Below are 24,077 nucleotides of genomic sequence, written 5' to 3' on the forward strand. Positions count from 1 at the left end.
TATTCTATAACGGCAAAAGAAATCCCGGAGAGACTCCAATTGTCCTCTCCGGGATTTTTAGGTTTCGTTATTCTTTTTTCTCCACAGGCTCGGCAGGTTGCGGGATTTGCACAGGCGCCTCGGCGGCAGCTGCCACAGGCTGAGTTAGAGTACCGGATACCCGGGACGTTAAGTTTTTCATCAGGGTGTTGACATCAATTCCGGATACATTTTTCAGCATCTCCGGTGCTGTCGCCATTAAGCCGGTTACGTAATTGCTTAAGCGGGCAGCCCCTTCGCCATGACCGGTATCTACAACCGTCAGCTTGTCGATGCCTTTAATCGGCTCTGCCACTTTGCCCGCAAGCTCAGGCAGCATTTTCACGATGATATCGAGAACCGCAGCTTCGCCAAAGCTTTCGAACGCTTGAGCAAGCTTTTCCTTCGCTTCCGCCTCGGCAAGACCGCGCAGACGGATAACCTCGGCTTCGGCCGTACCTTTCGCGCGTTCCGCGTCGGCGATCGCAAGACCGTCCAGACGCTTCTGCTCGGCAAGCGCCTTCGCTTCCGATTCGATGCGGTATTGCACCGCATCCGCTTCGCGAAGCTTTTTGGTTTTATCCGCTTCGGCCGCCTGTTCGACCGCATAACGGTCGGCTTCGGCTTTTTTCTTCACTTCCGCATCATACTGCTTCTCGCGGCGCAAAATTTCTTTCGCTTCCAGATCAATCTCGCGCTCCTTCCGGACGAGCTCAACCTTCATCTGCTCTTCTACCACGCTCTGCTTCGCGCGCGCTTCCTGAATCGAATAAGCTTGATCCGCTTCCGCTTTCGCCATATCCTGCTCGCGTTTGAATGAAGCCACCTTCAGTTCTTTCTCTTTGGCAGCTTCGGCGATATTAGTATCGCGCAGAAGCTCGGCCTTTTGTCCTTCTTCCTCGGCAATCGCCTTCTTAATCCTGGAATCTCTCACCGCCTCCGCTTCCGCGATATCCGCATCCCGTTTTACGGCAGCGATACGCGGTTTACCAAGGGCATCGAGATATCCATGCTTATCCCGCAAATCCTTGATCGTGAAGGAAACGATCTGCAGGCCCATCTTTTTCAAATCCTTGGCTGCGACGCCCTGCACCTCTTGCGCGAATTTATCGCGGTTCCGGTAAACCTCTTCTACCGTCATCGTACCGAGAATAGCCCGGAGATGACCTTCCAGTACCTCTTGCGCTTCGCTCTTCAAAGCTTCGGTTGGCTTGCCCATGAACTGCTCGGCTGCCGTCGCCACATCCTCAACGATACCGCCGATTTTGATAATCGCGACACCATCCGCCATTACAGGTACGCCTTGTTCCGTGTATACTTCCGGAGTAGAGACGTCCAGCTTGTGGGAGAGCAGCGACAGAAACTCTGCCTTTTGGAATATCGGAAGGATAAAGGCGCCTCCGCCGCGGACGATTTTAATTTTACGGCCGGTTTCATCCGCGCTTACGTTGCGGCTTCCCAAGAAGGAACCCGTTACGATCATCGCTTCGTCTGGGCTTACGGTACGGTAGCGCGCCCAAAAGGCAATACCGAGAATAACGAATACGGCAACTACAATAGAAGGAATAATAAGATACTCTGGCATGAACTTTCTCCTCTCAGTCTAGCACTTTTTAGTAAGGGTCAAGCTTGGAGACGTACAACGTATTATCTTTTACTTCCACAACAACAACCCGGGAACCGCCTGGTATGTCGTCACCGTCGAAGCTGGCGGCAATCTGGTTGGTATATCCCGCGCCAGCTTTGACAAGCACTTCGCCGTAGCCCTTGGATGGGATGGCCGTAATCACTTCGGCGATCTTGCCGCTTAGGTCCTTTTCCGAGAGCGCAACCGAATTTTCGCTTTCGCTCATCGGCTTTACATACAGGAAATAGCCGCTGCCGCCAATAACCACGCCTCCCGCAAGAGCTAGAATAAATACGGCTGCGAGCCCAAGCGCCGTGTAATGCGCAAGCAGCAGCCCTGCACCGCCAAATGCGGTAATTCCGCCAACCAAGGTTGTCGGATTAAGCCATGGATGACCGTCCAGCGACAAAAAATCAAGAATGCCGCCCAGCGCGTGACCGATCAAATCCCCAAGCAGTGCGCTAATGATGGCATATAAAGCTCCGCCAATGAGACATCCCCAAAATACCGCCTCCAACTTCCTCCTCCTCTCACAGCAACCATATGCTGTTAATTCATACGCGTAATCCCCCGCTTTTGTTTCGGAAAAATGGGAGATTTCTAATCGCAGGCTTCATTATTTTAATTTTTTCAAGCATTTGCAGTAAAACTATTCTAATTACGCATACAACTTTTCCTGGCTTTTAACGTCTATATAGACGGCAAATGCTACTTAAGGCATTCGTCGGCGAAAGCACACTGCCGAAATTAAACATTTGGGCAATATAACAATACGTGAAGCATACTTCGTTACGATTTGACATCATTCGCCGGCATCTCCATGTCATCCAACGCATTTCAGCTTTACTACCACAGGGCTACAGGGAAGTCAATCATGCTAGTGCTCCAAATAAACGTTCTGTGTTATAATAGGTTCTGGTCATTTAGAGGGGGAATTTGTACATATGCAAGAAGAAGATCGCAAATCGCCGCCCCGCAGGAGCGGATGGCGTACTTTCGGAATCATATCATTGATGACTGTCAAATGGCTCATTTATTTCGGCATTTTTATCGGTTTATTAACCGGCGGGGCTTTAACCGGCTATGTCGCCTCGCTTGTCAAGGACGAAGCAGTGCGTCCTCGCACATTAATCGAGGAGAAAGTAAACGAAAATTCGATTACGGGATATGTGTATTTCAATGACGACACGCTGGTCGGACAGCTCCGGACCGAGGAGGACCGGACGCCAATCGAATACGATGATCTGCCTCAGCAGGTTATCGATGCCGTGCTTGCCATTGAGGATAACAACTTCATGCATCACAAAGGCGTCGATATCAACGGTCTTGGACGGGCAGTGAAACAGAAGCTATTAAATGAAGAAACGCAAACCGGCGGCAGTACGCTGACGCAGCAGCTGGCTAGGCGCGTATTCCTCAGCTTGGACAAGACGGACAGCCGTAAAGTAAAAGAGATGTTTCTTGCACTCCGGATGGAGCGTTATCTGACCAAAGGCGAGATTCTCGCCGCTTATTTGAACAAGGTCCCGTTCGGCAACGGTTCCAGCGGTTATAATCTATACGGTATTAAATCGGCAGCCCGGGGGCTGTTCAATATCACCGACCTTAATCAATTAAATATTGCTCAGGCTGCTTATCTGGCCGGCCTGCCGCAGCGCCCTTCGGCCTATACCGCGTTCACGAGCAAAGGACAATTCGATGAGGAAGGCTTCCAGCTTGCTATTGAACGCCAAGGCACCGTACTCTCGCAGATGCTGAAATTCGGACGGATTACGAAGCAGCAATACGATGAAGCAAAAGCTTTTGATATCCGCTCCTCCCTCGCACCTCCATCGGAAAAGGCATATACGACTTATCCTTACCTGATGCTGGAAGCGGAACGCCAGGCTGCTGAAATCCTGGTTCTTCAGGAGAATCCGAAGCTTACCCAGTCGGACCTGAAGAAGAAAGAAAACTCCGCGCTTGTAGAAGATGCCCGCCAGCGTCTGCTCAACGGCGGTTATCATGTCTATACTACGATTGACAAAGAGATCTACAAGATCATGCACGATATCGCGGCAAATCCTAAGAATTTCTCCGCCTTCAGCAAGGAGAAGGGTCTCGAGCAGACAGCTGCCGTCATGATCGATCACAAGACCGGCGCGATTCTGAGCATGCTGGAAGGCCGCGACTTCTACGAGGAGCAAATGAACTTTGCCACTCAGATGACGCGTCAGCCAGGTTCGGCGATGAAGACGATCGCCGCCTATCTGCCAGCTATTGATAAAGGACTCATTCAACCTGCAAGCATTGTTGATGATGCTCCCGTGGTACTGAAGGATGGACAAAAAGGCTTCCATATCCCGAAAAACTCGACGAACAGATACCTAGGGCTTGTGACGGCGCGCGAAGCGCTTAATCGCTCTCTCAACTTGCCGGCTATCAAGATCTTCCTTGACGATGTTACGATCAAAGGCGCATGGAGCTTCGCGCGCGATCTTGGCATTACGACCTTGCAGCCGCAGGACGACAATGCGCAGACCGGCGTAATTGGCGGTCTCAGCATCGGGGTTTCGGTTGAAGAGCTGACGAATGCGTATGGCGCGATTCCGAATAAAGGCGTCTTTAACGATGCTTACATGATTTCGAAAATTACCGATTCGCAAGGAAAAGCGGTTTACGAGCATAAAGCTGCTCCAAAGCAGGTATTCTCGCCGCAAACGGCATTCCTGGTTACCGACATGCTGAAGACGGTCGTATCTAGCGGCCAAGGTACCGCCCATTCGTTGACTTCCGACTTCAAGCAATACGGTAAAATTCCGATCGCAGGAAAAACCGGTACGACGCAAAGCTACGGCGACGTATGGTTTATGGGCTTCACCCCGGATGTTACCCTTGGCGTTTGGGCAGGTTACGAAGAGCAAATTCATACCTTGTCGGACCCTGGCAAGAAGCGGGCTCGCTCGATCTGGGCGCTTATGATGAATGAGATTACGAAAGCTAAGCCGGAGCTCTTCCCGACGAAGGAATTCGAACGTCCTTCCGGCCTTGTGAAAGCTACGGTATCCAGCGCAAGCGGCAAGCTTCCAAGCCAGCTGACGAAGGAATCCGGCATGCTTGTCACGGACTGGTTCAATCAGAAGTATTTGCCGAAGGAAACCGATGACGCTTTGGTGAAAATGGCATATATTCCGTTCAACGGCGTCAACTATGTTCCTAATCCGGCTACGCCAAAAGACATGGTGCGCGAACGAATCGTAATTAAGCGGAAGAAACCGCTGGATGAATTAATGGATGAAATCAGGGCGGCGCAAGAGAAGCTTCCGGCAAGCAGCAGAAAATCGCTTGAATCCTATTTGCCTGCCGATGCGGATACCAATGCGCCATCCAAAGTGGATCCGCGGGTAGATGACGGCAATGCGCCAAATGCGCCAAGCAATGTGAAGCTGCAATCTATTGGATCCGGAGTCGTTATGCTGACCTTTACAGGCGGCACCGAGAAGGATATTGTAGGCTACCGGGTTTATCAATCCGTTAACGGACAGCCTGCCCAAAAGGTTGGAGATTCCATTCTCGTTGGCGATGAACTGAAAGCAAAAATGACGGTATCCGGCAATCAAGGCTACAGCTTCTATGTCACTGCGGTCGACGTAGCCGGCAAAGAATCTGCGGCAAGTCAAGTCGTTACATTCGGAAAAGGAGCTGTAGAGCTTCCTGGCCTTCCTGGTTTGCCTGGCGATAACACCAACACCGACAACGGCAGCAACACGGGTACCGAGCATCCGGATCTGGCTCCGCCTTCCTCACCAAGCGGCTTGGCTGCAGCACCAACTGATTTGAGCGTGCTGCTGACTTGGAACGCAAATGCGGATGCCGAATACGTTACGACTTATCATGTATACTTCAGCGCAAATAACGACGATAAATACGTTGAGGTCGGAAAGACTCAAAAACCAAGCTTTGAATATGCTTCACCGCTTGCGACCGGTACCTTCTACGTCATTGCGGAGAACGATACCGGCAAATCCCCTCCTTCGCAGCAAGTAAAGGTTGGGAAATAACGAAGCAGATTGAATAAAACATTTAAATGGCTGACTGCGCATTTGAATGTTCTTCCGATCGCTGTTGTACCCGGATTCCTTGAACAAGTTTATCAGGGTGGGAATCCGGAGTACAAAGGCGAACGCTACGCTTCTCCAGAATCATTCAAACTGCTCCATTAAGAAAATGAACAGAAAAAAGCGCCACGGATAAATTCCGTGGCGCTTTTTTAATATATTAGTCCTCGATAGTCGACAGGTCGCCTGTTGGGAGATTAAGTTCCCAAGCTTTGAGGACGCGGCGCATGATTTTGCCGCTGCGCGTCTTCGGCAGCTTGTCTTTGAACTCGATTTCGCGTGGCGCGGCATGAGCGGACAATCCGACTTTTACGAATTGCGCAATCTCGGCCTTCAGCTCATCCGAAGCCGTATAGCCCTCACGAAGGGCGATAAACGCTTTAATAATCTCGCCGCGCATAGGGTCCGGCTTGCCGATTACCCCCGCTTCTGCGACCGCTGGATGCTCTACAAGCTTGCTCTCTACTTCAAACGGGCCTACCCGCTCACCGGCTGTGTTGATGACATCATCAATACGGCCTTGGAACCAGAAGTAGCCGTCCTCATCCATATAAGCAGAGTCTCCGGAAATGTACCAGCCTTGAATACGGAAATATTCCTCGTATTTCGAAGGATTGTTCCAAATTTTCCGCATCATTGATGGCCATGGCGTCTGTACAGCCAGGTTACCCATGCGATATGGCGGAAGCTCGTTGCCCTGATCGTCGATAATCGCCGCTTTGACGCCTGGCAGCGGTTTACCCATCGAACCCGGCTTGATATCCATGGACGGATAGTTACAGATCAGCTGAGCGCCGGTTTCCGTCATCCACCATGTATCATGGATGCGTTGATTGTAAACCTTCATTCCCCAGCGCACGACCTCCGGGTTAAGCGGCTCGCCAACGCTGAGCACGTGACGCAGGCTCGACAGATCGAAGGAGCTTGACAGGTCGTCCCCTGCTCCCATCAGCATACGGAATGCGGTTGGGGCACTATACCATACCGTTACGCCGTACTTCTGGATCGTGCCATACCAGTCGCTTGGACTAAAGCGTCCGCCGCGAATCACGTTTGTCGCTCCGTTCAGCCATGGCGCAAAGACGCCGTAAGAAGTTCCCGTAACCCAGCCTGGGTCAGCCGTACACCAATAAATATCGCCTTCTTTCAGATCCAGTACGATTTTACCCGTGTAGTAATGCTGAATCATGGCGTTCTGTACGTGGAAGACCCCTTTAGGCTTCCCGGTAGAACCGGATGTGTAGTGGAGAATAAGGCCATCTTCGCGATCAAGCCATTCGATCTCGGCTTCTTCCGAAGCTTGGGCCATCTCCGCGCTGAAGTCGACGATAACATCGTCAGCCGCTACATTGTCGCCAAAGACAAAAATATGTTTCAGGTTAGGCAGCTCGTCGCGTTTAATTCGCGGAAGAAGAGCAGGCGTCGTAATAATCGCCGTTGCTTCGCTGTCCTGCAAGCGGTCTTTGACTGCCGTCTCCATAAAAGCTTCGAATAGCGGGCCTACAACGGCACCTACCTTCAGGACGCCTAATAGGCCAAAATACAATTCCGGCGTGCGCGGCATAAAGATAAATACCCGTTGTCCCTTGCCGATGCCGTATTTCCGCAATACATTCGCGAACCGGTTCGACTGCTTGCTCATTTGTTCATACGTATAAGATTCATCGCGCGCGCTGTCGCTGTAGTAAAGAGCGATATTCGCGCCTTTACCGGATTCCACATGACGGTCAATGGCTTCGTACGCCATGTTTACTTTCCCTGTCTCATGCCAGCTGAATTGGCTTTCAATCTCTTCCCATTTGAAATCATTCGATGCTTGCTCGTAATTCTTAAGATTCGGATTTGTTGCCACTGCTGGAATTCGTTCTTGATGCAAGTTGATCATTCTATCACTCTCCCATCAAATCTGTTAAACATTAACCGCAAAGAATACGCTTTCAATTGCTAGCCGGATCTTGCAGGCAAACAAGCCGTCCATCAATCGCATCTTTCCCGGTTACTCAACCGCCACAACAATTATAGCATAATGACTTTCCATTCGACTATGCTTTTCATTTTCCCCGATGTTTGCTATAACCTTAAATATAAGGGAGCTCACGGCCTCGGAAAGGAGATACCGTTATTGGAGCATCGCAAAATATATCAACGGCAGCAGATAGAATTGCAGGACGGCCGAATCTGCATCATTGAAGGTCCCGTCCCTCCGGAGTCCTTGCAGACACTCGCCATGCATGCCGATCTGGACGCGTTCAGGCGGCCCAAGGATCAGCATGAAGCACTGGTGGAGATTGCAGGCCTTGAAGAAGGACGCATTATTTTAGCCCGCGTAGACGAACTGATTGTCGGCTATGTCACCTTTCATTACCCGGACGAGCTGGAACGCTGGTACGAAGCCGGCATGCCGGATTTAGTTGAACTCGGAGCCATTGAAGTAGCGGATCAATACCGATCCTACGGGCTCGGCAAAAAAATGATTCAATTGGCTTTCGCAGACGGACAGCTTGAAAATATGATCGTCTTTACCACCGAGTATTACTGGCATTGGGATTTGGAAGGGACAAAGCTGAGCGTATGGGAGTACAGGGGCATTATGGAGAAACTGATGAAATCCGTCGGCATGGTCTGGTACGCAACCGATGATCCGGAGATTTGCTCGCATCCCGCAAACTGCTTGATGGTACGCATCGGCAAAGAAGTACCACAGGAATCCGAAGAGCAGTTCGACCGAATCCGTTTCAGGCAGCGTTTCATGTATTAGCGTGTTTTTATTTGGGAGGTTAAGAAGTGACTAACGCAATATTCGTTCATCATTCTGACAGTACCCGTTATCAATTTGGAGAGCAGCATCCGTTTAGCCCTTTTCGCATTGCTCTAACGCTTGATTTGCTGCATGCCGCGGGAGCACTCCAACAGGATCAAATAAACTCCCCTTCCGCGACGGCAGACGAGGAGCTGCTTGCGCTCGTTCACCGGGCGGATTACATCAATACCGTTCAGCAGCTAAGCTTGGAGAGCCCTGCTCAAGAAGCTGCCGCGGCTGCCGGCAAATACGGACTTGATACGGAGGACACACCCTTTTTTCCCGGAATGCACAACGCGGCGGCGACTATAACTGCCGGCTCCGTTCACGCTGCTGAACTCGTCATGAGCGGCCAAGCTGTTCATGCTTATCATATGGCCGGCGGCCTGCATCACGCCTTTCCTGACCGCGGTGCGGGCTTCTGTGTCTATAACGACGCTGCCGTTGCTATTCAGTACATACGCCAAACCTATGGCGCGCGCGTCTTGTATATCGATACGGATGTCCATCACGGGGACGGCGTGCAATGGAGCTTTTACCATGATCCCGATGTCTGCACCTACTCCATTCATGAAACCGGCAAATTCCTTTTCCCCGGAACCGGATTTGTCCATGAGAAAGGAGCAGACACCGGTTACGGAGCCTGCTACAATATACCGATGGAGCCTTATACGGAGGATGACTCCTGGCTGGAATGCTTTCGCAGCTCGGTAACAAAAATCGCCGAAGCCTTCAAGCCCGATATTATCGTAAGCCAACATGGCTGTGACGCGCATGCGTATGACCCTTTATCACATATTCATTGCAGCATGCGGATCTATCAGGAAATGCCCATGATCATCCACGAGCTTGCCCACAAGCTTACGGAGGGTCGCTGGGTTGCTCTAGGCGGCGGCGGTTACGACTGGTGGAGGGTTGTCCCCAGAGCCTGGTCGCTTGTCTGGCTGACGATGACGGATCATCCGATCGTAGACCGGCTAATCCGTCATGAAGACGTTCCGCTGCCACAAGCCTGGCTGGATAAATGGTCCTCCTCAAGCCCTGATCCCCTTCCCGCAAGTTGGCTGGATGATAGGAATCAGCTCCTCCCTATTCCGCGGAGAGCAGAAATTGAGAGCAAGAACCGCCAGACCGTTGCCATCGCCATTCAAGATCTATGAGAAACCAACGTATCTGAAAATAAAAAACGCCCGTACCTTTCGGTACGGACGTTTTTTGCGTTAAATATGCTGAATCATGTCATCTATAATCGCATAAGAATTGTTGGCTGCCGTTACCGTAAACTCCGCGTAGTTCACATGCGCTGAACCGTCAGCTTTATCCGACATCGAGCGGATAACAACAAACGGTACTTCATTCAAATCGCACACATGCGCGACCGAAGCGCCTTCCATCTCCGCACATGCGCCCTGCATGTTCTCATACAGCTCGCGAACCGTATCCCGGCTTGCGATGAACTGATCGCCGGACAATACTTTACCGATCAAGCTACGTCCTTCGAACAGACGCTCGCTTGCTTCCGATGCAAGCTTCACGAGCCGTTCATCGGCCGTGAACTCCGAACGCTCCTGATAAGGAATAACCCCTTTGGCGAATCCAAGAGGCGTTACGTCCATATCATGCTGCACGCAGCTGGATGAAACGACGATATCGCCGATATTGAGACGCGGATCAAGCGCCCCTGCTACGCCGGTGAACAAGACGCTGTCAACACCCAGATCAATCAGAATCTGCGTGCAGACAGCCGCGTTAACTTTACCTACACCGGATTTGCAGAACACAACCGTCTTCCCATGAAGCTGGCCTTCGTAATAGGTAATGCCAGCTTTCGTTACGCTGTTTGTTACATGAACATTTTGATGCAACAGCTCGATCTCTTCGACCATTGCGCCAATAATACCGATTTTATTAAAAGCCATTATGCTTGCAAACCTCCAACGGATTGCCGAACAACGATTTCATGCGGCAAAACCACTTTCGCGTGCTCAACAACTTCCTTCTTCATCAGCTTCGTGAGCAGACGCATCGATACCGCGCCGATATCATACATCGGCTGGGCAACGGCGGTCAGCTGCGGACGAACCATCGAAGCCATACGCGTATTGTCAACACTGATTACCGAGACATCGTCAGGCACTTTCAGACCGGAGTCTTGAATGCAGTGAATGGCGCCAATAGCCATTTCATCCGTAGCTGCAAAAACGGCGGTAGGACGCACCGACAGATCAATGAAATATTTCATGGCTTCAACACCCGATTCGTAACGGTAATTACCCGTGCGAACCAGCGTTTCATCGTATGGAATTCCGGAGTCTTCAAGCGCACGCTTGTACCCTTGGAAACGGGCATAACCATTGGCCGGATCCTGCAGCGTACCGCTGATCATCGCAATACGTTTGTGACCTTCCTGAACCAGCTTGCGCACGGCGTCGTAAGCCGCTTCTTCATGGTTAATGTCAACAGACGGAATTTGACCGTTCTCATCCGTGGTTGCGCAAAGGACGATTGGCACATTCGCCGTCTTGAACGCCTGCATATGCTCTTCCGTCACAGCGCCGCCCATAAAGAGCAGCCCGTCCACTTGCTTTTCCAAAAGCGTGTTGATTACACGGATCTCTTTATCCTTCTTCTTGTCCGCGTTGCACAAAATAATATTATAATGGTACATATTCGCAATATCTTCAATACCACGCGCAACCTCGGCGAAGTTCGCATTCGAAATATCCGGAATGACAACGCCGACCGTCGTCGTTTTCTTGCTGGCCAAGCCCCGAGCAACCGCATTTGGACGATACCCGAGTCGTTCAATAGCCTCGTACACCTTTTTGCGCGTTGCCGGCTTCACGTTCGGATTGTTGTTCACAACCCGAGAAACCGTAGCCATCGATACTCCTGCTTCTCTTGCTACATCATAAATGGTAACCGTCACGGTACTTCTCTCCAATATCTCAAATTTTATTTACGTTCGCTGCATATTAACGTAATCATACGACAAAATATTACTTTTCGCAATGTTAGCGCATGTCTGGCGTCAATCTGTGCTTCATCATGCAGCGAATGGAGAGTGATATTCCCGTATGGCTTATGTATGCATGGACCGTCTGCTAAGTTGAGATAGCCTTTTGTTAATATCAGCAATCCATTCCTCATCATGAAGCGATTGCGCAATCAGATGCAGGTCGAGCAGATTGTTGATGCGCTCTTGCGTCAGCCGTTCGATATGATACGGGTCCGGCTGGTTTTTGTCTTCACTCGCTTCTACGAGCAGGTCTGCCCATTCGTTGCATTCATTAAACAAAAATGTTTGCTTCGGCGGCTCCTGACCCAGCTTTGCGATGAGTCCGGTCAGATCCGGCTTCACATCGGGAAGTACTTCGCTGCGGCTGCATACCGAGCATGAATAGATCGGAACATTGTCGATTTCGACTTTCCCCGAATAAATCACTGTACGCAGTTTCATCTTCATGATGTCACCGCAATGACACCTTTTCTGCACTTTAGTCCACTCCCTTTACGCGCTTCTCTTCCGTTCCTCTTTTTCTATTTCGAGATGCGTAAAGGATTCGACCTTTTCTGCATAAAATCCTGCTTATCCGCACTATGTAATTTTTACTATGGAGCGACTTTCCGCCAGCGCTTCTTCAAGAATGGAATCGATACCAGAATGACCCAAATGGCCGCCCCGATCATATCGTTCCGGATATCCATCACATCGGGCATCCTGCCGCCAACAAAGGATTGATGGTATTCATCCGTCACTCCGTAAAGACCGCACCCGATAATTATCGACAGCTTGAAGAGGAGACGGTCGCCCTTGTGTCCAAGGCCGTAATCGAAAGAGGCAGCCAATATAAAGTAAGCGATGAAATGCCCCCAGTCGAAGCTTGCCATATGCGGAAAAAACTTGCGGAAGAACGGCAGCATCGTATTCATCTCATCGCCCGTACGGGAGGAAAATGCGAATATAACCGCCATCCAAATCACGGCCGGCACAAAACGGAGGATTCGGCGTCTGTTCGTTTGATTCATGTGTTCTCCTTCGTTACAATGAATATGAAATAATAAATACGGGAGGAAATCAATCATGTCGTTACATAATAAAACGGTTATTTGTCTGCTTGACGACGAGTTCGAGGATCTCGAGCTTTGGTATCCGGTATACCGAGTCCGCGAAGCCGGAGCCACCGTCCTGTACGCCGGCCCTGAAAAGGGCAAGAAGCATATCGGTAAATACGGCGTCCCCGCTGTCGCCGATCTCTCCTTCGACGAAGTAAACAGCGCCGATATTGCCGGCCTGCTCGTTCCCGGCGGCTGGGCGCCGGACAAGCTGCGCCGTTATCCAAAGGTGCTCAAGCTTGTTCAGGAGCTTGATGCGGCCGGCAAGCCGATTGGCCAAATCTGTCATGCCGGCTGGGTTCTCATCTCCGCCAAAATCCTGCAAGGACGCAAAGTCACTTCCACGCCGGGCATTCGCGACGATATGGAAAACGCCGGCGCCGAATGGTTCGACGAAGCGGTTGTGGTTGACGGAAATCTAATCTCCGCACGCCGTCCGCCGGATTTGCCTCCTTATGCAAAGGCTTTTGTTGACGCCTTGGAGCAGCAGGCCTAGCCGGAAGCGGCACTAAGACAAAAGGAGCCCCCCGCTAAATCGCGGAGGCTGCCCCTTTCCCGTCAACGGAATCCATAAATTGCTTCAGCTTCTGATGAATGTCCGCGCTTATGCGGCATTCCAGCAGCTGCGGCAGCAGCAAGCGGCTGTCTTCCTGCGTTGTGTTGAGCAGCCGCTCTTTCACTTGCAGAATGGAATGGGAGGACATGCTGATTTCATCCACGTCAAGCCCCAGCCAGATCGGCAGCGCACGCAGGTCGCCTGCAAGCTCGCCGCATACCCCAACCTTGATTCCGTTCCGCTTGGCCGCTTCAACCGTCTGCTTCAGCATGCGAAGCACCGCAGGGTGAAACGGTTCGTACAGATAACTGATCTCCTCATTCATCCGGTCAACCGCTAACGTGAATTGAACAAGATCATTTGTTCCGATGCTGAAGAAATCAACCTCCTGCGCAAGCAAATCCGAAAGCATAACGGCAGCCGGCACTTCAACCATAATGCCCACCTGGATGCCCGGATCGTAAGCGATCCCTTCCCTCTCCAGCTCCTGCTTGGCTTCCGTCAGCACCTGGTTAGCCGCTCTTACTTCCTCTACCGACGAAATCAGCGGATACATCACCTTCACTTGCCCATAGCTGCTCGCGCGCAAAATCGCTCTCAGCTGGGTCTTGAACAAGTCCTTGCGATCCAACGAGATTCGGATAGCCCGGTAACCAAGGAACGGATTGTCCTCTTCCGGAATATTGAAGTAATCAAGCTGCTTATCTCCGCCAATATCCAGCGTCCGGATAATAAGCGGTTCGCCGGCCAGCTTTTCGGCGACGCTTTTGTAAACCTCGAACTGCTCCTCTTCCTTAGGGAAACGGTTCCGGTCCATGTACAGAAACTCCGTGCGGAACAATCCAACACCATGCGCGCCGCTCGACAACGCGACTTCCAGCTCCTTCAGGGAACTGATATTGGCCGCCAAACCAAGCACCTTGCCGTCCGGTGTCACCGACTGGTGGCCGGCAATGCTGCTCAGACGATGTCTCGCTTCCGCCTGCCTGTTTTGAAGCTCGGAGTAATGCTGGATTAACGAGTCATCCGGTTCAATGAACAGCAGTCCTTCCGTACCGTCGATAATAAGGGATTGACCGGTCTGGATCGGCTCCTCCAGCTTGGCTTCTACCCCTACGACTAGCGGTACGCCAAGAGCGCGGGCCATAATGGCGGAATGAGAGGTCGAGCTTCCGGCAAGCGTCACAATGCCAAGCACGTTGTTCGGGTTGATATGGGCCAGCTGGGAAGGCGAAAGCTCCCGCGCAATCAGAATAAAAGGCTGGGTATCCGATGGGAGAGTAATCTCCGGAGCGCCAAGCAAATGCTTGAGCAGGCGGTTCCCGACATCCTTGATATCGAGGGCGCGTTCCTTCATGTACTCGTCATCCAGCAGATCAAACATCGTGACGAAATGATCGATGGCTTCCTTCACCGCAACTTCCGCCGCTTTATACTGACGCTGAATGATCCCCTGAATCTCGTTCATAAACACCGGATCGTCCAAAATCGCGAGATGCGCATCGAAAATTTGCGTTTCGTCGGAACCAACCACTTCTCTGAGCTCATCCTTGATCTGTTCGATCTCATGCTTGGATGTACGTATCCCCTCGTAGACTCGCTCGAATTCACGCGCGAAATCCGCTACATCCACTCGCTGCTCGGGAAATTCCCACTCCCAGTTCGGCAGCACAAAAGACTTCCCGATCGCAATGCCGGCCGAAGCTCCTATTCCTTGTATCATGGTTTTTCCCCTCCACCATTTCTCTCTTTAAGGACAACGGATAAAACCGAAGACTGCCCCTTCTTCACTGCTTTAAAAGGCGCGAAGCGCCAGGAATGAACAAGATCCGAATTGGTAATAACCATCGGCGTAGCAAGAGATTTGCTTTCCTTGCGGACGCGCTGCAGATCAAAGCGCACGAGCATGTCGCCCGGCATAACCTCCTGCCCCTCCTCGACAACCGCTTTGAAATACGATTTTCCGGTGAGCTTGGAAGTGTCGATACCGATATGAAGCAGAACCTCAAGCCCTTCCTGCGTGCGAATGCCTACGGCATGCATCGTTGGGTAAACGATCATTACCGTGCCTTTAACAGGCGATACAAGCTCGCCTTTCTCGGGAATAAAGGCAACGCCTTGTCCAACCAGCTTGCCTGCAAATATCGGGTCGGGAACATCCTCGAGCGGAATCATGCGTCCTTGCACAGGCGAACTGAACAGCACCTGCTCCTGGTCGCGCTGAATAGCTTTTAGCATCTCTGCCCGGATTAATTCCGAGTACGTACCGAATACCACCTGGACGTTACCTCCGCCAAGTCTAAGCACCCCTGCCGCCCCCAGATTTCTCAAGGCATTGTTATCGAGCAGCTTCTCGTTGGAAACTTTAAGGCGAAGCCTTGTAATACAGGACTCCATCTGCACAATGTTGTCCTTGCCGCCGATTGCCTGCAGGATAAGAGGAGCTCGGTAAGGAATGTCGCCTGCCCATTCGTCGAGCTGCGAGCCTTCCTCGCGGCCCGGGGTAGGAATCCGGAACCTGTTGATTGCCCAGCGGAACACTACGTAATACACAAGTCCAACTACAATCCCGATCGGGATCAGCAGCCAGCCTCTTGTAGCCAGATGTTCGTTAATAATGTAGTCGATAACGCCGCCGGAGAAAGAGAATCCGTGCCGGATACCCAATTCATAGGTGACCCACATAATAATGCCCGACAAGATCGCATGCACCACAAACAAATAAGGCGCAACAAACAAAAAGGCAAACTCGACAGGCTCCGTGACTCCCGTCAGAAAAGAGGCCAGAGACGCATAAAGGAACGTCTTCCGGATCTTTGGCTTCAAATCTTCCCTAGCCTCGTGAATGATGGCGAACGCGATAGCCGGTAAAGCAAACATGACGATCGGATACATGCCGGCCATAAATGCCCCGGCAGTCGGGTCGCCTGCGAAAAACCGCGGCAAATCGCCGTATACCATCGATCCGTCCGCCGTCTCGTAGCCCCCCACCTGGAACCAGAACACATGGCTGAGCAGGTGATGAAGACCAAACACAACTAGAATCCGGTACAAGAATCCGAACAAAAACACGCCAAACCCGCCGCCGGAAGCGACGATATCGCCGAGCCCCTCCAGCATGCGCTGAATTAACGGCGCAACGCCGATCATGGCCATGGACAAGATAACGGTTACAACACTGACGAATAAAGGTACAAACCGCGGCCCGCCGAAAAACTGTATATACTCCGGTAATCGCAGGTTCTTAAAACGTTCGTAACTGAAGCCGGAAATCATACCGATAATGGAACCTACAAACACGGTTGGTTCGATTTGCGGATCGGCCGTTCCGGTGACGCCAACATAAATGACCATCCCCGCGAGCGCAGCCATACCGGCTGCCAGCGCGTTGCCCGTTAAGCCCAGCGATACGCCTAGGGCAAAAATATAGGGAAGAAACGTGAAAATCGCATGGCCTGCGGCCTGCAAATAGTCCGCGGTATCGGGAATTCCAAGAAGATCCCATGGCAGCTGGCTTAGAAATAAAAAGATTGCCGCAGCGGGAAGTACGATCATAGGCAGCATAAAAGCCCGTCCAAGCTGCTGAAACCTTCCTAGAAAATTCACTATGTCACCTCCTGAAAAGAATTATTGCGTTATTTGCGATAATTCTTCTTGCCTGATCCTTTTCTCTATAACGATGGTAAGGCGTTCAGGCTTTTTTGTCAAAGCAAAGACGGGCCTTGATGGCCCGCCAATGTAAGGTATAACTTAAAAGGCACTGTTTAGGTTGTCTGCTTCCCATGGGGCAGAAGAATCGAATCCTCCACCTTGATGCAGCGGTCCATAATGACCTGAAGTCCGCCTTCGGATGCAATTCTCGCCGTTTCGTCATTCGCGATGCCAAGCTGCAGCCAAAGTGTCTTCGCGCCGATAGCCACGGCTTCTTCCGCAATCGGAGGCGTATGCTCGGGACGGCGGAAGACGTTCACGATATCAACCGGCTCCGGAATATCTTTGAGAGAAGCGTAACTCTTCTCGCCCAGAATGGTCTGGGCAGCGGGATTTACCGGAATGATGCGGTAGCCCTTCTTTTGCATCGCCTGCGATACCATGTAGGATACGCGGTCCGGCTTGTCGGACAATCCCACGACGGCAATGGTGTTGCTCGCTTGCAGAATTTCCTTGATTTCATCTCGGGTCGGATTTTCAAATGCCATAATCAGCGCCTCGCTTTCATCCTTTTTCCTTTATTCTACCCATTCTACGTTTGCGCCTAACGCTTTCAAATGATCGAAATAAATCGGATAAGACTTGGCAACATGATGCGCGTCGCGGATCCTGATTGGATTTTTGGCGCGCAGGCCAACAACGGTGAGCGCCATAATAACGCGGTGGTCATAATGGGCATTAATCTCTACGCCGCCTTCAACGCCTTCCGGACGGCCGTGAACGATAATCTCGGCTTGGCGTTCTTCTAGATGAGCGCCTGCTTTGCGCAGCTCGTTCAAGTAGTCCGTAATCCGGTCGCATTCTTTGTAACGCAGATTCTCAACGTCGTAGAAGCGCGAAGTGCCTTCGGCAAAGACCGCCGCGGCAACCATCGCGAGAACCGCATCCGTTGCTTTATCGCCATCGAACTCAACCGCTTTAAGCTTGCCGTTGCCTTTAACGTGTACGATGCCGTTCTCGTGCGTAAGAGGTACTTCCATCATGCGTAGCACGTCAACAACCGCGCGTTCGCCTTGCTTGCTGTTCTCAGCCAAACGGTGAACGATGACATCCGAATTCGTTACCGCAGCCGCAGCAAGAATCGCCGCCGAGCCCGGGTAGTCGCCTTGAACGACATATTTCTTCGCTTCGTATTTCTGGTTGCCCGGTACGCGATAATGCATGAGATCTTCGCTGGCGTGAATCTCGATGCCTGCCTGCTCAAGCACTTCAAGCGTCTGACCCACGACAACCTTCGATTTCAGGTCATGCAGCACTTCGATCTCGCTGTCTTCCGGGAGAAGCGGAGTAAGGAACAGAAGCGCGCTCAGGAATTGCGAGCTGACGTTGCCGGACACTTGAATTTTGCCGCCTTTTGGCGCTCCGCCCTGGATGCGGATTGGCAGCTTGCCTTCGTTATGTTCAATCTTTACGCCCATTTGGCCAAGCGCATCGATCAGATCGTTATGCGGGCGTTTGCCCAAGGAATCCGGATAACGGTTAATGAAAGTAACATCCGGGCACAGCGAAGCAATGGCCATCAGGAAACGCAGTACCGCGCCGGCATTGCCAACATCCAGTTGATCTACCGCTTTCGGATTTTTGCCAAAGCCCGTGATGACGATTTTCTCGTCGTCCTCTTCCACGATTGCACCCAAATCGCGGATGCAACGGCGCATCGCGTCGCTGTCTTCGCTGTGAGCCGGGTAATAGATGGTGCTAGTACCATCGGCAAGAGCAGCGACTAGCAGGTAGCGAGTCGTATAGTTTTTAGAGGAAAGCGCTTGAATTTCCCCTTGGAGTGTTGGAGTAGGTGTAACAATTACGTCCATTATGCAGCAATTCTCCTTTTTATTAGAGTGGTTCGTTATTTCTCTCGCAATGCCTTCAATATCGCCTCGGCCGCTTCATGCGGCGTTAATGACGTCGTATCCAATCGGAGATGAGCGAAATCGTAAGCATTCTTGCGCTGCTCCATAATCCGGTGAACGTTGGCTGCAATATCGCCCTGCAGCAACGGACGCGACGTATCGGATTTCACCCGATCGATAATATGCTCCGCATTTGCCGTAAGCGCAACTACGAAACCATGCTTCAGCATGGCTTCCCGGTTCTGTTCCATCAGCACGCAGCCGCCGCCTGTCGCAATAACGGAGCTTTCCTCCGCTTCCAATAACGATGTCAGCACTTTGCTCTCGATGTCGCGGAAGCCCGCTTCGCCAAGAGTCTCGAACAGACTCGAGATCGTTCCTTCGCGCTCTACAATCACTTCGTCCGAATCGTAACGGGACCAGCCAAGCTGCTCTGCAAGCAATCGGCTGACGGTGGATTTGCCCGTTCCCATAAAGCCTACCAATACAATTTTGCTTGTGCGTTGCTCCAATGCAAGAACTCCCCTGTCTTCTTTTCCCCTGCATACATGCTTTTCCACAACATCATATCATTTTTTATCAGGTATAGGGTATAAAAATGTTGCATATGCCGTATGGATGATAATGATGCATATTTCATAAATAGGAGTGAAAAGGCATGACCACTGAATCGAATTTGCCTGACAGCCGCCTGACCAACGAAAGAATTGACCGAATCCTGAATCCCGATCATCCGTTATGCCGCGAAGACGTGGTCTGGATGCTTGAATATATTAAAAAAAAGGTGGCTGACGGGGACCCTGCACTCAGGGACCTTTCGCAGCCACGCTTATTGAAAAACTTTCATTATTTCGCCGAAGCCTCCATGCTGCTGATCCGCCGCAAGCATTACTCCGAGCAGGAGGCTACCCGCCTGCGGAATTGTCTCATCGAAGCTTCATACGGGCTAAAATAATCAAACCGGATTAGGAATTCATCCAGTTGTAGTGGAACGTACCTTCTTTGTCCAGACGTTTGAAGGTATGCGCACCGAAGTAGTCGCGTTGCGCTTGCAAAAGGTTTGCAGGCAGACGCTCCGAACGGTAGCTGTCGAAGTACGACAATGCGCTTGCGAATGCTGGCACCGGTACGCCGTTAGCTACGGCTGTGCCAACCACTTCGCGCCATGCGCCTTGGTACGAATCAACGACACCTTGGAAGTAAGGGTCAAGAAGCAGATTGCTCAGGTTAGGATCGCGGTCATAAGCGTCCATGATGTTTTGCAGGAAGCGCGCACGAATGATGCAGCCGGCACGGAAGATCTTTGCGATGTCGCCATAGCGAAGGTTCCAGTCATATTCTTCGGAAGCTGCGCGCATTTGCGCGAAGCCTTGCGCGTACGAGCAAATTTTCGAAGCGAAGAGCGCTTTGCGAACGGATTCGATGAATGCTACTTTGTCGCCTTCGAAAGGTTTTTTCTCAGGACCGTTCAGTACTTTGCTAGCTGCGATGCGCTCGTCTTTCATAGCGGACAGGAAGCGGGTAAATACGGATTCCGTGATGATCGACAGTGGCACGCCAAGGTCGAGGGAGCTTTGGCTTGTCCATTTGCCGGTACCTTTTTGACCAGCGGAGTCAAGGATAACGTCAACCATAGGCTTGCCAGTCTCAGGATCGTATTTGGAGAAGATGTCAGCCGTGATCTCGATCAGGTAGGAGTCGAGTTCGCCTTTGTTCCACTCCGTGAAGATGCTGTGAAGCTCTTCAGCGTTCAGGTCCAACGTGTTTTTCAGCAGGTCGTAAGCTTCGCAGATAAGCTGCATGTCGCCGTACTCAATGCCGTTGTGAACCATTTTTACATAGTGGCCCGCACCGTCCGGACCGATATATGTGCAGCAAGCGTCGTCGCCGACTTTTGCCGAAATAGCTGTAAGGATAGGCTCAACCAGCTTGTAAGCCGATTCTTGGCCGCCTGGCATGATCGAAGGACCTTTCAGGGCGCCTTCTTCACCGCCGGATACGCCGGTACCGATGAAGCGGATGCCTTGCTCTTCAAGAGCTTTGCTGCGGCGAACCGTGTCAGGGAAATAAGCGTTGCCGCCATCGATGATGATGTCGCCTTTGTCCAGATGCGGAACAAGAGCGTCGATTGTTGCGTCAGTACCTGCGCCGGCTTGTACCATGATCAGGATTTTGCGAGGAGATTCGAGCGATTGCACGAACTCTTCAACTGTGTATGCAGGAACAAGGTTCTTGCCTGCGGATTCTTTGATCAATTCATCTGTTTTCTCACGGGAACGGTTGTACACCGATACAGTGAAACCTCTGCTCTCAATGTTCAGGGCAAGGTTTTTACCCATAACGGCGAGGCCGATAACGCCAATTTGCTGTTTAGCCATTTGGTTCTTCCATCCTTTTCTTTATAATATGGTGGTCTTCAATAGTCTTATATTACTCCTTTTGCAAGGAGATGAAAACCATTTGCGCGGAATTTGTCGGCATTCGTCCATTAGTTTTCCTGACCGCTTTAGAAAGTTTACCTTATATTGCGAAGAAATGCTAACCAGAAAATGAGAAATCCGGACAGACAAAAAAACGAATCAATCAAATGATTCGCCAGGAACCATCCGTTGATTCGTTTTTGGGAAAAAAATTATCTATGAGATCTCAAAGCTCCAGCTGCAGCATTTCCGAACGTAGCAGTACCAGCTTTTCCTTCGAATCGGCGATGGCTTCCTCGTTGTTCTCCTGGAGTGCGTCGAACAGAACCGTCAGCTCATAATCCAGTTCATAGCGCAGCACCGCCGCGCGTTCCTCGGCACGCTTGGATTGGAATGCCTTGATCATTTCCTCTATAGTTACGAATGGCTTCTTTTGATAAATAATCCGATGTTCCATTCCGGACACCTCCACAAGTCGTATTATTTCACCAAACATGATGTTCTCAATGACGATCTGACGATCTTTGATCCGCTTGACTATCGCATGTCCGCGCGTGTCATTAATAAGCTTTTCAAGCAACTCCGACAGCTTCTCGTCCTTAATGGTGTAATCCCCGACGATCTTGTAACGGTTCTTCATCCGCTGAAACCTTAACTTCACGAGCTTACGACCTGTTCGAATTGAAATGAGGAACTGCCCCTCCGTCTCGCTCCAATACAAGGAGTACCCTTCCTGAATGAGATCACGGATGAGGTTCTGGATTTGCCGGCGGTCAAAACGCAGCTCCAAATTGCAATATTCGACTTCGTAGCTCTTATTCACGGCAATCCCTCCTTTCAAGCATTTGACGAAATAGTCTGACAATTTGGTCTTACTTCTATCTTATACTCCATCTTATGATCTGGCAACTTGGATTATTGACTAATTTTAAAGGATTGGCCGTCCAAATCGAAAAAAGGGCAGTCAAGCCGTCCAAAATCGGATGCTTGACCGCCTCTTCTCGTTTATTATGAACCGAAATAGTCCCTTACAAGCTTCAACGCTTCCCCGGTTGATACCTGCAGGTCCTCTCCTCCGATCCTATATCTCAGTTCTACCGTTCCGTCAGCTGCTTGTCTTCCGACAACGATCCGGACCGGAACGCCGATCAGATCGGAGTCCTTGAACTTCACGCCCGGACGCTCGTCGCGGTCATCAAGGAGCACATCAATTCCCGCGGCACCAAGCTCCTCGTACAGCTTGCCGGCAACGTCCATTTGCATCGCGTCCTTGGCGGATACAGGCACGACTTGGACCTGATAAGGCGCCAGCTCAATCGGCCAGCGAATTCCCTGCTCATCATGATGCTGTTCCACGACCGCGGACATGACGCGGGATATTCCGATACCGTAGCATCCCATGATGATCGGCCTCTCCGATCCCGCAGCGTCAAGGTAATTCGCCTGCATGACTTCGCTGTACTTGGTCCCGAGCTTGAATACTTGCCCAATCTCAATCCCCCGGAACATTCGCAGCTTCCCTTCGTCGCAATTCGGACATCCATCGCCCGGTACGGCATTGCGCACGTCGCCCAGCCGGGTCATCTCAAAATGCACGCCGGGACGGACATGCTTCCAGTGGTAATCCGATTCATTCGCGCCTGCTATGGCCGAACCGACATCGGCGGCGGAATAATCAACGATAACCGGAATGCTTAATCCTATTGGTCCGGCAAAGCCGATTGCGGCGCCAGTCAATCTCTCCGTCGTTTCCTGATCGGCGAGCTCCAGCATTTCTGCCTGCAGCAAGCCTGCAAGCTTGATTTCGTTGACTTCATGATCGCCCCTTACGATTACCGCGACAAGGTTGCCGTCCGCTAGGAACAGCAGCGTCTTTAGCATCTTATCCGCGGAAGCATCCAGCGCCTGAACAAGCTCATCGATTGTCCGGATGTTCGGAGTATGGATTTTCTCCGGCTCAGGGTAAGCATCGGATTCTTCGGTGCTTATAGTCGTTTCAGGTATCCTGTACCCGGCTTTCTCGAGATTAGCGGCATATTGACAGCGGTCGCAGACAGCGATTGTATCCTCGCCGATATCGGCAAGCGCCATAAATTCATGGGTGCCGCCCTCTCCTCCTATGGTCCCCGCATCCGCTTCCACCGGTCGGAAACGCAGACCGCAGCGGGAAAATATCCGGTGATAAGCGTCATACATCCTTTGATAGCTTTCATGAAGCCCTTCCCAGTCTTTATCGAAAGAATAGGCATCCTTCATCAGAAACTCCCTGCCGCGAAGCAAGCCGTAGCGCGGTCTCTTCTCATCCCGGAATTTGGTCTGGATCTGGTATAACGTAACCGGAAGCTGCCGGTAAGAATTTATTTCCCCGCGAACCAGATCCGTAATCACTTCCTCGTGAGTTGGACCCAGCGCGAATTCGCGTTCATGCCTGTCCTTCAGCCGGACCAGCTCGGGTCCGTATTTCTCGTAGCGGCCGGACTGCCGCCATAGGTCGGCGGGCTGCATCGCGGGCATAAACACTTCCTGGCAGCCGGCATTATCCATCTCCTCCCGAATAATCTTCTCCAGCTTGCGCAATACGCGGCGGCCCGTTGGCAAATACGTATAAATTCCGGCAGCAAGCTGCCTGATCAAGCCTGCGCGCAGCATCAGCCGATGGCTGATTGCTTCCGCTTCGGAAGGCGCTTCACGCAAGGTTGGCATTAATAGTTGACTTTGACGCATAGTTCTCACTCCCGACGGTTGATAAAAAACAAAAAGAGCACATTCGCAAGGGACGAATGTGCTCGTGGTACCACCCTTTGTTAGCCGGGGCAGCAACGCTGCCGGCTCTCTAAATAGATAACGGGATTCTCGTCCCGGCAAAGACCAAGCTGGAAGCG

At 51.4% G+C, this 24,077-nt stretch carries 20 protein-coding genes; 5 read left to right on the forward strand and 15 right to left on the reverse strand.

Going from position 1 to position 24,077, the window contains the following annotated elements:
• Positions 1-67 precede the first annotated feature (67 nt).
• On the reverse strand, positions 68-1,603 hold the full coding sequence (locus tag CFI03_RS14100; RefSeq protein ID WP_248757705.1) for a flotillin family protein: 1,536 nt from the start codon (positions 1,601-1,603) through the stop codon (positions 68-70).
• A 28-nt stretch (positions 1,604-1,631) separates the two neighbouring features.
• Positions 1,632-2,162 (reverse strand): NfeD family membrane protein, encoded by a 531-nt coding sequence (locus tag CFI03_RS14105; RefSeq protein ID WP_201001195.1) that lies wholly within the window; start codon positions 2,160-2,162, stop codon positions 1,632-1,634.
• 427 nt (positions 2,163-2,589) lie between these two features.
• Here CFI03_RS14105 and CFI03_RS14110 point away from each other — a divergent pair, with 427 nt between their 5' ends.
• On the forward strand, positions 2,590-5,685 hold the full coding sequence (locus CFI03_RS14110) for a penicillin-binding protein 1A (protein ID WP_248757706.1): 3,096 nt from the start codon (positions 2,590-2,592) through the stop codon (positions 5,683-5,685).
• Positions 5,686-5,902: 217 nt separating this feature from the next.
• Here the strand turns inward: CFI03_RS14110 and acsA are convergent, their stop codons facing one another.
• Positions 5,903-7,627 carry an acetate--CoA ligase gene (gene acsA / locus CFI03_RS14115; protein WP_248757707.1) on the reverse strand — a complete coding sequence of 575 codons (1,725 nt, stop codon included), beginning with the start codon at positions 7,625-7,627 and terminating at the stop codon, positions 5,903-5,905.
• A 237-nt stretch (positions 7,628-7,864) separates the two neighbouring features.
• On the opposite strand from acsA, the gene CFI03_RS14120 reads away from it, so the two are divergent.
• Positions 7,865-8,500, forward strand: coding sequence for a GNAT family N-acetyltransferase (locus tag CFI03_RS14120; protein WP_248757708.1), 636 nt, complete (start codon positions 7,865-7,867; stop codon positions 8,498-8,500).
• Between the two features lie 26 nt (positions 8,501-8,526).
• The gene (locus CFI03_RS14125) at positions 8,527-9,702 is read left to right on the forward strand and encodes an acetoin utilization protein AcuC (RefSeq protein ID WP_248757709.1); all 1,176 of its coding nucleotides are present in this window, start codon (positions 8,527-8,529) and stop codon (positions 9,700-9,702) included.
• 60 nt (positions 9,703-9,762) lie between these two features.
• Here CFI03_RS14125 and CFI03_RS14130 read toward each other — a convergent pair whose 3' ends face one another.
• The 4 genes from CFI03_RS14130 to CFI03_RS14145 form a co-directional block, all read right to left on the reverse strand.
• On the reverse strand, positions 9,763-10,461 hold the full coding sequence (locus tag CFI03_RS14130; protein WP_248757710.1) for a 5'-methylthioadenosine/adenosylhomocysteine nucleosidase: 699 nt from the start codon (positions 10,459-10,461) through the stop codon (positions 9,763-9,765).
• Positions 10,461-11,471: a catabolite control protein A gene (ccpA, locus tag CFI03_RS14135; protein WP_127493511.1), complete on the reverse strand. Its 1,011-nt coding sequence runs from the start codon at positions 11,469-11,471 to the stop codon at positions 10,461-10,463. The genes CFI03_RS14130 and ccpA overlap by 1 nt, the downstream gene beginning before the upstream one ends.
• Positions 11,472-11,624: 153 nt before the next feature.
• Positions 11,625-12,038 (reverse strand): hypothetical protein, encoded by a 414-nt coding sequence (locus CFI03_RS14140; RefSeq protein WP_015845371.1) that lies wholly within the window; start codon positions 12,036-12,038, stop codon positions 11,625-11,627.
• A gap of 116 nt (positions 12,039-12,154) precedes the next feature.
• Entirely contained in the window at positions 12,155-12,571 is a 417-nt protein-coding gene (locus CFI03_RS14145; protein ID WP_248757711.1) for a VanZ family protein, read from the reverse strand.
• Between the two features lie 55 nt (positions 12,572-12,626).
• Here CFI03_RS14145 and CFI03_RS14150 point away from each other — a divergent pair, with 55 nt between their 5' ends.
• The gene (locus CFI03_RS14150; RefSeq protein WP_127493515.1) at positions 12,627-13,154 is read left to right on the forward strand and encodes a type 1 glutamine amidotransferase domain-containing protein; all 528 of its coding nucleotides are present in this window, start codon (positions 12,627-12,629) and stop codon (positions 13,152-13,154) included.
• A 34-nt stretch (positions 13,155-13,188) separates the two neighbouring features.
• Here the strand turns inward: CFI03_RS14150 and ptsP are convergent, their stop codons facing one another.
• The 5 genes from ptsP to CFI03_RS14175 form a co-directional block, all read right to left on the reverse strand.
• Positions 13,189-14,937 carry a phosphoenolpyruvate--protein phosphotransferase gene (gene ptsP / locus CFI03_RS14155; RefSeq protein WP_248757712.1) on the reverse strand — a complete coding sequence of 583 codons (1,749 nt, stop codon included), beginning with the start codon at positions 14,935-14,937 and terminating at the stop codon, positions 13,189-13,191.
• On the reverse strand, positions 14,934-16,820 hold the full coding sequence (locus tag CFI03_RS14160) for a glucose PTS transporter subunit IIA (RefSeq protein WP_127493519.1): 1,887 nt from the start codon (positions 16,818-16,820) through the stop codon (positions 14,934-14,936). Before CFI03_RS14160 ends, ptsP begins: the two co-directional genes overlap by 4 nt.
• Before the next feature lie 158 nt (positions 16,821-16,978).
• Complete coding sequence (locus tag CFI03_RS14165; protein ID WP_248757713.1) at positions 16,979-17,413, reverse strand: CoA-binding protein; 435 nt, start codon at positions 17,411-17,413, stop codon at positions 16,979-16,981.
• 30 nt (positions 17,414-17,443) lie between these two features.
• Positions 17,444-18,736, reverse strand: coding sequence for a 3-phosphoshikimate 1-carboxyvinyltransferase (gene aroA, locus CFI03_RS14170; protein WP_248757714.1), 1,293 nt, complete (start codon positions 18,734-18,736; stop codon positions 17,444-17,446).
• A gap of 35 nt (positions 18,737-18,771) precedes the next feature.
• A complete protein-coding gene (locus CFI03_RS14175) occupies positions 18,772-19,287 on the reverse strand; it encodes a shikimate kinase (protein WP_248757715.1) in 516 nt (171 codons plus the stop codon).
• Between the two features lie 146 nt (positions 19,288-19,433).
• Here CFI03_RS14175 and CFI03_RS14180 point away from each other — a divergent pair, with 146 nt between their 5' ends.
• Positions 19,434-19,730 carry a hypothetical protein gene (locus tag CFI03_RS14180; protein WP_248757716.1) on the forward strand — a complete coding sequence of 99 codons (297 nt, stop codon included), beginning with the start codon at positions 19,434-19,436 and terminating at the stop codon, positions 19,728-19,730.
• Between the two features lie 10 nt (positions 19,731-19,740).
• Here the strand turns inward: CFI03_RS14180 and gndA are convergent, their stop codons facing one another.
• The 3 genes from gndA to CFI03_RS14195 all read right to left on the reverse strand — a co-directional run bounded on the left by gndA (position 19,741) and on the right by CFI03_RS14195 (position 23,919).
• Positions 19,741-21,153, reverse strand: coding sequence for an NADP-dependent phosphogluconate dehydrogenase (gene gndA, locus CFI03_RS14185; RefSeq protein WP_248757717.1), 1,413 nt, complete (start codon positions 21,151-21,153; stop codon positions 19,741-19,743).
• Between the two features lie 268 nt (positions 21,154-21,421).
• Entirely contained in the window at positions 21,422-22,018 is a 597-nt protein-coding gene (locus CFI03_RS14190; protein WP_248757718.1) for a hypothetical protein, read from the reverse strand.
• 185 nt (positions 22,019-22,203) lie between these two features.
• A complete protein-coding gene (locus CFI03_RS14195; protein WP_248757719.1) occupies positions 22,204-23,919 on the reverse strand; it encodes a proline--tRNA ligase in 1,716 nt (571 codons plus the stop codon).
• Positions 23,920-24,077 lie beyond the last annotated feature (158 nt).

Origin of the sequence: Paenibacillus sp. ATY16 (assembly GCF_003399985.2) — a bacterium.
Taxonomy (GTDB): domain Bacteria; phylum Bacillota; class Bacilli; order Paenibacillales; family Paenibacillaceae; genus Pristimantibacillus; species Pristimantibacillus glycanilyticus.

Excerpts from the sequence above, each read along its gene's own strand:
- CFI03_RS14180 (WP_248757716.1), top strand. The coding sequence starts at position 19,434 with ATGACCACTGAATCGAATTTGCCTGACAGCCGCCTGACCAACGAAAGA.
- CFI03_RS14195 (WP_248757719.1), bottom strand. The coding sequence starts at position 23,919 with ATGCGTCAAAGTCAACTATTAATGCCAACCTTGCGTGAAGCGCCTTCC.
- gndA (WP_248757717.1), bottom strand. The coding sequence starts at position 21,153 with ATGGCTAAACAGCAAATTGGCGTTATCGGCCTCGCCGTTATGGGTAAA.
- acsA (WP_248757707.1), bottom strand. The coding sequence starts at position 7,627 with ATGATCAACTTGCATCAAGAACGAATTCCAGCAGTGGCAACAAATCCG.
- CFI03_RS14130 (WP_248757710.1), bottom strand. The coding sequence starts at position 10,461 with ATGGCTTTTAATAAAATCGGTATTATTGGCGCAATGGTCGAAGAGATC.
- CFI03_RS14150 (WP_127493515.1), top strand. The coding sequence starts at position 12,627 with ATGTCGTTACATAATAAAACGGTTATTTGTCTGCTTGACGACGAGTTC.
- CFI03_RS14100 (WP_248757705.1), bottom strand. The coding sequence starts at position 1,603 with ATGCCAGAGTATCTTATTATTCCTTCTATTGTAGTTGCCGTATTCGTT.
- CFI03_RS14145 (WP_248757711.1), bottom strand. The coding sequence starts at position 12,571 with ATGAATCAAACGAACAGACGCCGAATCCTCCGTTTTGTGCCGGCCGTG.
- CFI03_RS14110 (WP_248757706.1), top strand. The coding sequence starts at position 2,590 with ATGCAAGAAGAAGATCGCAAATCGCCGCCCCGCAGGAGCGGATGGCGT.
- aroA (WP_248757714.1), bottom strand. The coding sequence starts at position 18,736 with ATGGACGTAATTGTTACACCTACTCCAACACTCCAAGGGGAAATTCAA.
- CFI03_RS14165 (WP_248757713.1), bottom strand. The coding sequence starts at position 17,413 with ATGGCATTTGAAAATCCGACCCGAGATGAAATCAAGGAAATTCTGCAA.
- ptsP (WP_248757712.1), bottom strand. The coding sequence starts at position 14,937 with ATGATACAAGGAATAGGAGCTTCGGCCGGCATTGCGATCGGGAAGTCT.